The 12339-nt window shown below is 67.5% G+C and carries 9 protein-coding genes, 1 tRNA gene and 1 pseudogene; 6 read left to right on the top strand and 5 right to left on the bottom strand.

The genetic code is table 11. The features are described from left to right. Window positions 1-322: pseudogene (locus ABS64_RS14070) on the bottom strand (MFS transporter); the annotation flags it as partial. Window positions 323-424: 102 nt separating this feature from the next. On the opposite strand from ABS64_RS14070, the gene ABS64_RS14065 reads away from it, so the two are divergent. From ABS64_RS14065 to ABS64_RS14040, 6 genes are all read left to right on the top strand, one after another. Further along, window positions 425-2236, top strand: a complete 1812-nt coding sequence (locus ABS64_RS14065; RefSeq protein ID WP_210006376.1) for an SLC13 family permease — start codon at window positions 425-427, stop codon at window positions 2234-2236. Between the two features lie 447 nt (window positions 2237-2683). Beyond that, window positions 2684-5470 carry an HAD-IC family P-type ATPase gene (locus ABS64_RS14060; RefSeq protein WP_292684342.1) on the top strand — a complete coding sequence of 929 codons (2787 nt, stop codon included), beginning with the start codon at window positions 2684-2686 and terminating at the stop codon, window positions 5468-5470. 218 nt (window positions 5471-5688) lie between these two features. Next, window positions 5689-6048: an ATP-binding domain-containing protein gene (locus tag ABS64_RS14730; RefSeq protein WP_082334766.1), complete on the top strand. Its 360-nt coding sequence runs from the start codon at window positions 5689-5691 to the stop codon at window positions 6046-6048. 198 nt (window positions 6049-6246) lie between these two features. Further along, a tRNA-Ala gene (locus ABS64_RS14050) sits at window positions 6247-6322 on the top strand. A gap of 81 nt (window positions 6323-6403) precedes the next feature. After that, complete coding sequence (locus ABS64_RS14045) at window positions 6404-7498, top strand: putative zinc-binding metallopeptidase (protein ID WP_231718037.1); 1095 nt, start codon at window positions 6404-6406, stop codon at window positions 7496-7498. Window positions 7499-7521: 23 nt separating this feature from the next. Next, window positions 7522-8733 (top strand): glycoside hydrolase family 3 N-terminal domain-containing protein, encoded by a 1212-nt coding sequence (locus ABS64_RS14040; protein ID WP_292684336.1) that lies wholly within the window; start codon window positions 7522-7524, stop codon window positions 8731-8733. Here ABS64_RS14040 and ABS64_RS14035 read toward each other — a convergent pair. Genes ABS64_RS14035 through ABS64_RS14020 form a run of 4 tightly spaced genes read right to left on the bottom strand, consistent with a single transcriptional unit; the run spans window position 8730 to window position 12119 of the window. Beyond that, window positions 8730-9629: a hypothetical protein gene (locus ABS64_RS14035; RefSeq protein WP_053548607.1), complete on the bottom strand. Its 900-nt coding sequence runs from the start codon at window positions 9627-9629 to the stop codon at window positions 8730-8732. The genes ABS64_RS14040 and ABS64_RS14035 overlap by 4 nt on opposite strands. Further along, window positions 9626-10345: an SOS response-associated peptidase gene (locus ABS64_RS14030; protein ID WP_292684331.1), complete on the bottom strand. Its 720-nt coding sequence runs from the start codon at window positions 10343-10345 to the stop codon at window positions 9626-9628. Before ABS64_RS14030 ends, ABS64_RS14035 begins: the two co-directional genes overlap by 4 nt. Window positions 10346-10378: 33 nt before the next feature. Further along, window positions 10379-11425, bottom strand: a complete 1047-nt coding sequence (locus ABS64_RS14025; RefSeq protein ID WP_292684329.1) for a phosphatase domain-containing protein — start codon at window positions 11423-11425, stop codon at window positions 10379-10381. Window positions 11426-11429: 4 nt separating this feature from the next. Next, a complete protein-coding gene (locus ABS64_RS14020) occupies window positions 11430-12119 on the bottom strand; it encodes a DedA family protein (RefSeq protein WP_292684327.1) in 690 nt (229 codons plus the stop codon). Window positions 12120-12339 lie beyond the last annotated feature (220 nt).

Here is a 12339-nt window from a genome sequence, read left to right as displayed (position 1 = left end):
TAGTCGCCCAGCGAGCAATGGTCCGAGCGTGTAGCCGAGGCTCTTCCACGACCCATAGCGACCGAAGTAGCGCCCCGTGCGACCAGCGCCGGCCAGGCGGGCAACCGTGGCAGACGACGCTGGCGAGAACGCTGCGGTGGCGGCGCCCTGCCCCCAGTCGTGCAACCGCCAGCATGATGGTGTTGTCAGCGCCAAGCCCGAACGGCGACAGTCCCGCAAACGCGAGGAGGCCGCCGACGATCACGGGTTTGGCCCCGATCCGATCCGACAGGGATCCGAACAGCGGCTTCAGCAGGAGTTCGGCGACGTCTTACAGCGCCAGGATGTCCATCACCCGTGCGGCGGCGTTGGCACGGTAGCCGAATCATCATCGCCAGCCGAAGGTGGGTACGCTTCAGGAGTCTCCTGAGGGAGGGAGGACGGCGTGAACCTGGAGCTGGCGGTGGTCCTCGCACTTCTGATCGCGGCGATCGTGATGTTCGCGATCGGCCGGCCGCGCATGGATGTGGTTGCGCTATTGATGATCGTCGCGCTGCCGTTGACCGGCATTCTCTCCGTCCCGGAGACTCTCGCGGGTTTCGCCGATCCGAACGTCGTGCTGATCGCCGCGCTCTTTGTCGTGGGTGAGGGGCTCTCCCGCACGGGGGTCACGTACCGGCTCGGGGATTGGCTGGCGCGTACGGCGGGTGCGAGTGCGACGCGGGTGATCGTGCTGCTCATGCTCTGCGTCGCGCTGCTCGGCGCGGTGATGAGCTCGACGGGCGTCGTCGCGATCTTCATTCCGGTCGCGTTGAGCGTGGCATCCCGAACGGGCATCTCGGTCAGGCAGCTGTTGATGCCGATCAGCTTCGCCGGTCTCATCAGTGGCATGCTTACGCTGATCGCCACGACGCCGAACCTAGTGATCGACGCTGAGCTGCGGCGGCACGGTCTGAGCGGTTTCGGCTTCTTCGCCCCCACCCCGTTCGGGCTTGTCATCCTCGCCCTGGGCATCGGCTACATGCTGGTCGCTCGTCGGTTCCTCGGCGCGGAGGCGATCGCGGATGCCGGTTCGCGCACCTCCTTCGGGAGCCTGATCCTCGACTACGGTGTGGACGCCCGTACGCACCGCTATCGAATCAATGCGGGGTCGCCGCTGATCGGCCAACGACTGGCGGATGCCGAGTTCGGCGGTGGTGCGATGGTCGGCGTCCTGGTGCTCGAGCGCACCCGCCTTTGGCGTAAGACCGTACGCACCTCCGACGACGACACGATCCTCACGGAGGGCGACATCGTGGTGGTGGACCTGGAGGTGCCCAGCGCGGAGAGACGTCGTCTCCGGCTCGAAGAGCTGGCATTGACACCCGACTTCTTCGAATCGTACTCACGTCAGGTGGGTATGGCCGAGGTCATGATCGCGCCAGACTCGTCCGCGCGCGGCCTCAGCGTGCGGAGCATCCGGTTCCGGGAGAAGCACGATCTCGTCGTGCTTGGCGTTCGTCATCGGCGCGAGGCCGCCGGGCCGGCATTCCCCGTGATCCGCCTCGCCGCCGGCGACACACTGCTCGTCGCCGGCGGCTGGGATTCCATCCACCGGCTCCAGGCGCAGCGCCAGGATTTCATCATGCTCGACCTCCCGGCCGAAGTGAAGGAAGTGGCCCCCGCCGCCAACCAGGCCCCCTTTGCGATCGGCGCGGTGCTCGTGATGGTTGCGCTGATGATGACAGGCATCGTCCCCAACGTGATCGCCGCGCTCATCGCGTGCCTGCTGATGGGGCTCTTCCGCTGTGTCAACATGCCCAGCGCCTACCGATCGATCCACTGGCCGACGATCCTGCTCATCGTCGGAATGCTGCCGTTCGCGCTCGCCCTTCAGCGCACCGGCGGCGTGGACCTCGTCGTCGATGGCCTGCTCGGCGGGCTCGGCGACGCGAACCCAACGATCCTGCTTGGCGGCGTCTTCGTGCTGACCGCCGTCATCGGGCTCTTCGTGTCGAACACTGCGACGGCCGTGCTGATGGGTCCGATTGCGATCGGCATCGCGACACAGCTGGGGGTCTCGCCCTATCCGTTCGCGATGGTTGTCGCTCTGGCGGCTTCCGCCGCGTTCATGACACCCGTGTCTTCGCCGGTGAACACCCTCGTGGTCGAACCCGGCCGCTACAGCTTTCTCGACTTCTTCAAAGTCGGAGCACCCTTCACCATCGTCGTCCTCCTCGTCAGCGTGTTCATGGTGCCCCTCGTCCTCCCCTTCTGACCGACACCACGCGCCCGCCGAGGAGTGCACCCCGTCACGGTTTCACCCGCCAAAAAAGTGACGCCGCCCACCGACGGGTTCAGCGACTTCACTTCTCAACCTCGCGCAAGGATGACGGCGTTCCGAGCTGGCGGCGCGCGAGACCGGATCGAAGTGCGTATGCACTCGGGAAGCCCGCAACGCCGGATTCAGAGCGCTGGCGACGACCTCGTTGCACTCCAGCACGCTTCTTTGCGTGACGCACCGAATTGCCTCTGACGGACGCATTGTGACTATCGAAACGGGTGTCTACAATCAGAGGATTGCAATCGCGTCGGCGGCGCACAGGTCACAAAGCAAAAATGAGCTGGAGGCCGACAGCAGTGCAGTCGCTCGCTCACTGCGGTAGCGCAGCGTGCGCTGGACGGGCGATCATGCGTAACCGCACCCTGCCAAGGAGCACGCCAGATGAATATTTCTGAGACCGACCGCTCCCGCGCCGAGGCGCCCGCAGCGTCCTGGGCCATCACTGGGGGGGAGGTGTTGCGCGCTGTCGCTAGCGGGCCAGAAGGCCTGACGGAAGGCGAGTCCGAATCCCGTCTCGCGCGCGACGGTCGCAACGAATTGCCGACTCCGCCCGAGCCGTCCGTCTTCAAGCGTCTGCTGGCCCACTACGCTGACGTTTTGATCTACATCCTCATCGTGGCGGCCGTGCTGAAGGCGATTAGGGGTGACTGGGTCGACTTCACCGTGATCGCTGTTGTGATCGTGGCTACTGGGCTGATCGGCTTCATCCAGGAAGGTCGTGCGGCGTCGGCGCTCGCGGGATTGCGCAAGATGCAGTCGTTGAGCGCGCAGGTACGGCGCGACGGGACCTGGGGAGTGGTCGACTCCGCGACCATCGTCGTCGGTGACGTCGTCCGCGTTCGTAGCGGCGACCGGGTGCCGGCGGACGTCCGGCTGTTAACCTCCGGGCGGCTGCAGGTCGACGAGTCTGCGTTGACAGGCGAGTCGGTGGCCGCCGACAAGAGCGATGAGATCGTGGCTGCGGATGCGGGCATCGGGGACCGAACGTCGATGCTCTTCTCAGGGACGATCGTCACGGCGGGCAACGGCGAGGGCGTGGTGGTGGCTACGGGGCGGGACACTGAGATCGGCCGTATCTCGGTGCTCGTGTCCGAGCAGGACCAGATGGACACCCCGCTCGCCCGACAGCTCGCCCACCTGGGTAAGCAGCTGTCGATCCTCATCGGCGTGCTCGCCGTTGTCATGTTGCTCATCGGCTGGTTCGTGCACGGCCTGGATGTTGATGAGCTCATCTCGGCGGCCATCGGGTTCGCCGTGGCTGCGGTGCCAGAGGGACTGCCCGCCCTGGTGACGATCACGCTAGCGCTCGGCGTGCAGCAGATGGCTAAACGCCACGCAATCACACGCAAGATGGAGGCGGTTGAGACCCTCGGCTCCACGACGACCATCTGCTCTGACAAGACTGGGACGCTCACTCAGAACGAGATGACCGCCCGGACGGTCGTCACGGCAGTAAGCACATACACAGTCGAGGGCACCGGCTATGACCCCGTGGGTCGGGTCGTCAACTCCGACGGCCAGACCGCCGACCTCGCCGTCCACCCCGACCTCTCCGATCTCGTGCTGGCCGCCGGTCTCACCAACGACGCCCATGTCGAACAGACGGAAGACCGCTGGCGGGTTGTCGGCGTGCCGACCGAGGGAGCCCTCGACGTCCTGGCGGCGAAAGCCGGCGCAGCCACCGGCGCCGTGACCCGCGTCGGCGCGGTGCCGTTCGAGTCAACCCACAAGTTCGCAGCCACCCTCGACGAGCTCCCGACCGGCTCAACCCCCGACGGCGTGACCCGATTCGTCCACGTGGTCGGCGCCCCGGACCGCCTTCTCGACCGAGCCGACACCGAGCGCTCTGCCGACGGCGGCACCGCACCGCTCAACCGGGCGGCGTGGGAGGAGCGGATCGACGCACTCTCGGCCAAAGGACTGCGCGTGCTGGCCGCAGCCACACGCCCGGCCGACGGTGTCGACAATATCGTGCTGGGCGACCTCGATGGCGGCCTGACTTTCCTCGGCATCATCGGCATCGTCGACCCACCACGCCCCGAGGCAACTGCGGCGATCGCCGAGGCCCACGCTGCAGGTATCCGCGTGAAGATGATCACCGGCGACCACCGCGGGACTGCGACGGCGATCGCCCGTGAGCTGGGCATCGCCCCAGCGGAGGGCGAAGTTCTCGCCCTGACCGGCGCCGACCTCCAAGCGATGGACGACGACGAACTCCGCCGGGTCGTACGTGACGTGGACGTTTACGCTCGTACCTCCCCGGAGCACAAGCTGCGGATCGTGCGCGCCCTGCAGTCTCACGGCGAGGTCGTCGCCATGACCGGCGACGGCGTCAACGACGCCCCTTCGATCACGCTCGCGGACGTTGGCGTGGCCATGGGCATCAAGGGAACCGAAGCGACCAAGGAAGCGGCGGACATCGTTCTCGCCGACGACAACTTCGCGACTATCGAACGCGCTGTCGAGGAAGGCCGGCGGATCTATGACAACATCCGCAAGTCCGTAGTCTTCCTGTTGCCAACCAACGGCGCGCAGGCCCTTGTGATCATCGCTGCGGTCCTGGCGGGGATTGCTCTGCCGCTTTCCCCGGTGCAAATCCTTTGGATCAACTTGGTCACCGCGCTCACGTTGTCGTTGACCTTGGCGAGAGAGCCCGCAGAGCCAGGCATCATGCGGCGCATGCCGCGCTCAGCGACGGAGCAGGTCCTGTCGTCGCGGGCGATCGCCGTCGTCCTCACCGCCTCGGTCGTCATCGGCGTCGCGACCTTCGTCGTTTACCTTCTCGAGCGCGACCGCACCGGCGATTACGCCGTGGCGCAGACGTCCGCAGTCCTGATGCTCGCCCTCGGCCAGCTCGCTTTCCTTTTGAACTGCCGTCTGCTCAACGGTTCCGCGTTCACTGTTCGGGTACTTACCGGGAACCGCAACCTGTGGATCTCGGCCGGCCTGCTGATGGCTCTGCAGATCATGTTCACCTACGCGCCGTTCATGAACGACTGGTTCGACTCAACCCCCATCGGTTTCCACAGTTGGGCACTGACAGCTGGCCTGGCCGTCGGCGTTTTCGTGGTGATGGAAGGTGCCAAGGCCGTCATCCGACGGATTGGAAACCGCACGCCGCGAGAGCAGGGAGCACTGCCCGCAGGAAACGCGACGCATCGGGCTTGACGCTAAGCCTGTATCCACCGGTCGACGTGAGATTCTGACGGCTCGTCAAACCGAGAACGCTCATCTGATCAGGTGCAATAGGACTTGTCTAGAGCTCACTAAGGCTGCTCAGCATCTCTGGACGTCATAGCCTGAACCCATGCGCGCAACTTTGATTGATGAGCGGGATGTCACGGAGGAGATCCATGACGCGGTGTTCCGCGTGTGGGGCCATCTGAATGGCGATGGCGCGGTCGCAGTGTATGAGATGGAGGGCGCCAGCCTGGTTGAGACTATCGACTGGGCGCGCGCGAACTTTCGTGAGGCCTGGTCCCTTTCAGCCGACATCCGCGGGTCGGACCGAGTCACAGCGGTGTGGCTTGTGGGCTCTGACCCGTCCGACCGCCATGCACAAGTCCAAGGGCAAGGAGTTCGACGGCGTGGTGATTGTGGAGGGGCATCACCGAAGCGTGTTTTTCGCGGAGCGGGAAGAAGCCCCGCACTTGGCGACTCGCCGACTCCTGCGGGTAGCGATCACACGAGCGCGGCACAAAGTGGTGATCGTCAGACCGACCGGCGCCGCCCCTCTCACGGGATGATCGATCGCGCCAACGCAGTGTCGAAGTTGGAACGGGCATTTGAGTTGTCGTCACTTACTCGACAGTTCAGAAGCGTCGAGAGACTTCGAAGCTGGTACAGAACCTTCGAGGGACACTCGCGTATGCTGGCACTCACCACCACCGGAGTGAAGCCGAAGGCTGATCTTCCGGGGTTTTGGGGACATGCCTGAGCGCTCCGGGCCTGTGGCGCAGCTGGTAGCGCACCTGCATGGCATGCAGGGGGTCAGGGGTTCGAGTCCCCTCAGGTCCACCAGATGATCCCCCCGGGAACACCGGGGGGATTTGCGTTCCTGCAAGCGAGATGATCGCGGCGTCCGTCCACTACGGTGAGCACGTGATCACCACGCAGCCGCGCTGCCCGCACTGTCGCGGGTTCGTCTACCTCGACACCCTGATCTGTCCTCGGTGCGAGGGCGAGCTCGGGTATCACGTCCTCACCCGTCAGTTCCACGGCATCCGTCACGGCCGCGTGGTGATCGACGGCACCCAGTGGTACGCGTGCTCGAACCGGGAGTGGGCCTGCAATTGGCTGGTGAGCGAGGATGCGCCGGCAGGACGGTGCCTGTCGTGCCGCCTCACCCGCCGGCGACCGGAGTCCGACGACACCGTGGCCCTGGACAAGCTGGCGCGCACGGAGGAAGCCAAGCGGAGACTCCTCCTCCAACTGTCCGACCTGGGGCTCCCGATCGCGCCGTGGCACGCGAAAGAGGGGGGACTGGGTTTCGACCTGCTCTCCAGCCTCACTGACGGCAGACCGGTGACGATCGGGCACGCGAACGGCATCATCACCCTGGATCTCGCCGAGAGTCTCGATGATCGGCGCGAGGCGCTGAGGATTCGTCTGGGCGAGCCGTACCGGACGATGCTCGGACACCTCAGGCACGAGTCCGGACACTACTACCAGAACGTCCTCCTCACCGACGACCGCGCGTGGTGGGCCTGCCGCGACCTGTTCGGCGATGAACGGTCCAGCTACCGCGATGCCCTCGACCGGCACTACCGGCTCGGCGCCCCCGAGAACTGGCACGAATCGTTCATCTCGGAGTACGCGACGATGCACCCCTGGGAGGACTTCGCAGAGACCTTCGCGCACTACCTCCACATCACCGGCACGCTCCAGACGGCGGCGAGCCTCGGTATCCACCTGGATGCCGAGGCGACGACCTTCCGCGACACGGACGTCGTCCCCCAGGCCTCGTATCGGAACGAGTCGGTCCAACGCCTGCTCGATGACTGGGAGTGGATCGCGCAGGCCCTCAACCGGACGAACCGGTCCATGGGGCACGGCGACCTGTACCCCTTCACCCTGGTGGCTCCTGTCCGCCGGAAGCTCTCCTTCATCCACGACCTCGTGACCCGGGCGCCGTTGGACCCCGACGCTCAGATCGCGATCGCGACGGCGGTATCGGTGGACACCGAGCGGGCGTGAGGCGGCGCGCGTACGCTGGAAGGATGCCGTCACCGATACGCGCGGGCGCCGTCGGGCTCTTCCTCGCCGCGAGCATCGTGCTGGGCTCCCTCAGCTCCGTACATGCCGCGGAGGACCCGCCGGACGTCACCGAGACGACGGGGGCGCGCGGCGTCGCCGTCGCGGGGAGATCGGATGAGCTCGCGGCGCACGCCGAGGCGCTCGTGTCACGGATGAACACCGCCGAGCGCGCGGCGAGCGTCGTGATGGGGCACCTGCCGACGACGGACCCGGCCGTCCTCGAGCAGTACATGCGCGAAACGGGCATCGGGGGGTTCATCCTGATGGGCGCGAACATCTCCGCGTCGGAGGGCGAGCTGCGCGCCGTCACCTCGGCGTTGCAGGTCGATCCGGAGCTCCCACCGCTCATCGGCATCGACCAGGAGGGCGGCGACGTCTCCCGCCTTTCGTGGGACGACAATGCCTCCGCGCGGACTCTGAAGAACGCCCCGGTCGACGACGCGGGCACCGCGTTCGCCGCCCGAGCCTCCCTCGTCGCTCGCGCGGGGGCGACCGTGAACTTCGGCGTCGTCGCCGATGTGACCGACGACCCCTCCATGTTCATCTATGCGCGTGCGCTCGGCGCAACACCGCAGTCCGCCGCGGATCACGTCCGTGCCGCCGTCCGGGGCGAAGCGGGTCTCGTGCTGTCCACCGCGAAGCACTTCCCCGGGCACGGAGCCGCCCCCGGGGATTCCCATCAGGGGATCCCGACCACCGACATGACGCGTGCAGAGTGGGAGACGCGTGACGGTGCGCCGTTCCGCGCGGCCATCGAGGCCGGCGTGCCGCTGGTCATGCTCGGCCACCTCGCCTACACCGATGTCGATACCGCACCGGCGTCCCTCTCCTCCGCATGGCACGACATCCTGCGGGACGACCTCGGATTCACCGGTGTCGCGATCACCGACGACCTCGGGATGCTCCAGGCCTCCGGCATCGCCGCATACGACGACCCGGTCGCCAACGCGGTGTCCGCGCTTGCGGCGGGGAACGACATGGTGCTGTCAGTGATGTTCACCACAGCCGATACGGCGCCGGCGATGGTGGCCGGCATCACCGCCGCGGTGGAGGAGGGAACCCTGTCCTCAGGTCGGCTCGAAGAGGCCGCCACCCGGGTGATGGCGCTGCGCCTCTCCACCGCCGCGCAGGGCGACACGCTCATGCCCTGCACGGAATGCACGGCGATCCCCTAAGCGGGCGTCGATGCGGGAGACGCAGCGATCTCGACGAGGCGCGCCCTCAGGCCCGCGCCTAGCTCCGTGAAGATCCGCTGACGTCGCCCGTACTCGGCCTTTCCCGCGGCCGTCTCGATGGCGATCGCTGCGTAGCCCCAGTCGGTCAGATCGTAGGGGGAGGCCCGCATGTCGACCTCGCGGATGTCGCAGGCCAGCTCGAAGCAGTCGAGCAGAAGCTCGCCCGGGACCAGCGGCCCGAGTTTGACGGCCCACTTGTAGAGGTCCATCCCGGCGTGGAGGCATCCCGGCTGTTCGGTGTCGAGCTGGGTGTCGCGCGTCAGCGGGAGGGGATTTCTCGGCGCGGCCGCCGGTGTGAAGAACCGGTAGGCGTCGAAGTGCGTGCAGGCCAGGTCGCTCGACTCGACGACCGCGTCGGTCGCCGCCCGACCCAGCCGGAGCGGGATGTCGTGCCGGATGTCGGGGGAGCGGTAGACCATGGCCCACTCGTGCAATCCGAAGCAGCCGAACCGCGGTCGCCGCCTCGCCGTGGCGACGAGGAGCGCGTGGATGCCGCCGATGAGCGCGGCCTTCTCGTTCCGGAAAGAGTCCACGTCCACCACGAGGTCCTCCGTGGAGTCGGCGCGGCGATACCACCGCCACGACGATCGCCCGGTGTCTCCGGCGTCCCGGAGGACGACACCCGCGCCCGGATGCCAGCGGCGCAGCAGCGCGGGCTTGTAGCCGTAATAGCGGAAGAGGAAGTCCATCACGGGATGCCGCTCGCCCCGGGCTGCACGGTCCCGGTGCGTCCGCGTCATCGCGTCCGCACGCTCATGATGGCGGCGTTCGAGGTCGCGCCACTCTTCCGGCGCGAGCGACACGAACGCGCCGCCGTCGACCGCGAGGAGGCTCATGCGGCGTCCGGGGCCGGCTGGATGAGCTCGGGACCGTTGTTGCGCACGTTCCCGACAGCGCTCCCGATCACGCGATCGTCGAGAGTGTGCACCATACTCGGCGCGGCATCCATAGCGGCGTCGAGGACGTCGCCGACGTTCTCCGTCGAAGGGTCCAGCCATGCGTCGGCATGATCGGCGTCGACCATCAGCGGCATACGGTCGTGGATGTCCGCGAGCGCACCGACGGAGCTCCGGGTGAGGATGGTGAAGCTCAGCACCCAGCGGGCCGGATCCTCGTCGGCGCGACCGGGATCCCGCCACCACTCGTACAGTCCCGCGAGGAAGATCGGGGCGTCGTCGGCGGCGTGGAGGTAGTGGGGGACCTTGCCCGCCGGGCCCGTCTTCCACTCGTACCACCCCGTGCACGGCACGATCGCCCGGCGGGAGACGAGGGCGTTGCGGAACATGGGCTTCTGCTCGACCTCCTCCGCCCGGGCGTTGAACGCACGCGCGCCGATCGAGAGGTCCTTCGCCCAGCCCGGCACCAGCCCCCACCGCGCGGCCTCGACCCGGCGCAGCGGTGGTTCGGATTTCACCGAGTCGAGCACGATCGCCGCACGATCGGTCGGCGCGATGTTGAACGACGGGGCAGGGAGGTCATCGGCGATCACGTCCGCACGGAGCACCGACACCAGCTCTTCACCCGCTCGGGCCACGACGAATCGACCGCACATGCCGGAAAGCCTACGCGCGGGGGCCGACGTCGATCAGCGTGAGACGATCCCCACCTCGCGGAGACGGTCGAGAAGACCCGCGCCGTCGGATTCACTCACCCACGGCACCTCCGCCGCGGCATGGTCGTTGACCGCGGTGCGTCCGCCGGCGAGGACGGCTTCGGCCGGGGAGAGCTTGCGGATCGCCACCGCCGCGACGTTCTCGGGATGCTCGTCCGTGAAGGTCGTGTAGATCTCATTGTCGTGCTGGCCGTCATCTCCGACCAGGAGCCACCGGACGTCGGGGAACTCCTCGGCCAAGCGGCGGAGGTTGGCGAGCTTGTGAGCCATTCCGCTGCGGAACCACCGGTCGTGCGTCGGGCCCCAATCCGTCAGGAGGAGCGACCCCGGCGGGAACAGGTGTCGGCGGAGGAAGCGGTTCAGCGTCGGCGCGACGTTCCACGCCCCCGTGGACAGATAGATGACCGGGCATCCGGGATGCTCGCGGACGACCCGCTCCATCATCACCGCCATCCCCGGCACGGGCTGACGGGCGTGCTCGTCGAGGACGAAGGAATTCCACGCGGCGATGAAAGGGCGGGGGAGCGCGGTCACCATCACCGTGTCATCGACATCCGACACCACACCGAAGCGCGTGTCCGCGCTCACCACGAACACGCGCAGGGGGATCGGGTCGCCGCCCTCGACCGTGACCTCCACGTTCTGCCATCCGGCGGGGAGCGATGCGGGCAGTCGCGTGTCGATGACGCCGCCGCGATCGGCCACCACCTCGTGCGTGCGATCCCCGATCCGGACGGTGACCTGCGCGTAGCCGACAGGGACGGCGACGAAACTCCGCCACCCCCGCACGCTCTCCCAGCCGCCGGAGCGCCGCGCCCGGCCGCCCGCTCGCGGCGGAACGATGAGGACCCGCCCGAGCACACGGACCCAGTCCTCGCCGCCGTAGCCGGGGAACGGGGTCACGGTCGGGGTGAGTCCGCGTGCACGCGCACGCCGCTCGCGCCACGCGTGGAAGCGGTACTCCCATCGGGCGAGCCAGAGGATCTTGGGACGATCGGGGCGGGGGGCGCGCGAAGCCATCGCTTCAGTCTTCCATGCCCTCGCGCGGCGTCGCGGACGCCTCCGAGCCGTCGTCCCCCGTATCGAGGTGCTTGCGCTCGACCCGCGCGATGATCTTCTTCGACACGAACACCAGGATGAGGAAGACGAGGATCACTCCGACGAAGAGGTATCCCGCGAAGTGGATCCGGTCGGCGAGTTCGCGGTACGTGCCGGCGGCAGCGGCGGCGACACCGACGTAGAGGAACGCCCAGATCGTGCACGCCGGCACCGTCCAGGCGAGGAAGCGGCGGTAGGGATACCCGCTCATCCCCACGGTGAGGGGGACGAGCGAATGCAGGACCGGAAGGAATCGGGAGAGGAAGATCGCCGGCCCCCCGCGACGTCGGAGGTAGCGCTCGGAACGGACCCAGTTCTCTTCGCCGATACGGCGACCGAGCCGGGACCGGCGGATCGCCGGGCCGAGCCACCTCCCCAGGAAGAAGCCGATGGTCTCCCCGGCGAGTGCCCCGACGACGACCACGACACCCAGGAGGATCCCCTCGCCGATCGACGCCACTGCTGTGCCCGCGACGATGACGATGGTGTCGCCGGGGACGACCAGTCCGATCAGCACGCTCGTCTCGAGCATGATGGCGATCCCCGCGACGATGGTGCGGATCGCCGGATCGACGGACTGCACCGTGTCGAGCAGCCAGGTGAGGATCTCGTTCACACCCTCGAGCCTAGATCGCCGGCATCCCCCCTAGCCTGGAGGACGTGACGGCATCGACGACGGTGGAGGTCTCCGAGTGGGCGGACCCCGAAGCGGTCTTCGCGGTCTGGGAGCAGCGCTCGGACGACGTCTTCTGGCTGGATGCCGGCCCCGACGCGACGACCGGGTGGAGCTGGGTCGGATCGGGGAAACGCGCCCCGGATGAAGCCGTCGCCTCGGT

It is taken from the genome of Microbacterium sp. SCN 69-37 (assembly GCF_001724435.1).
Classification (GTDB): domain Bacteria; phylum Actinomycetota; class Actinomycetes; order Actinomycetales; family Microbacteriaceae; genus Microbacterium; species Microbacterium laevaniformans.
The sequence above is the reverse complement of the archived record's forward strand: the minus strand, read 5'-3'. Positions and strand labels throughout refer to the sequence as shown.

Coding starts and splice junctions, on each gene's coding strand:
- ABS64_RS14060 (WP_292684342.1), top strand. CDS start 2,684: ATGAATATTTCTGAGACCGACCGCTCCCGCGCCGAGGCGCCCGCAGCG.
- ABS64_RS14730 (WP_082334766.1), top strand. CDS start 5,689: ATGGCGATGGCGCGGTCGCAGTGTATGAGATGGAGGGCGCCAGCCTGG.
- ABS64_RS14040 (WP_292684336.1), top strand. CDS start 7,522: ATGCCGTCACCGATACGCGCGGGCGCCGTCGGGCTCTTCCTCGCCGCG.
- ABS64_RS14035 (WP_053548607.1), bottom strand. CDS start 9,629: ATGAGCCTCCTCGCGGTCGACGGCGGCGCGTTCGTGTCGCTCGCGCCG.
- ABS64_RS14030 (WP_292684331.1), bottom strand. CDS start 10,345: ATGTGCGGTCGATTCGTCGTGGCCCGAGCGGGTGAAGAGCTGGTGTCG.
- ABS64_RS14025 (WP_292684329.1), bottom strand. CDS start 11,425: ATGGCTTCGCGCGCCCCCCGCCCCGATCGTCCCAAGATCCTCTGGCTC.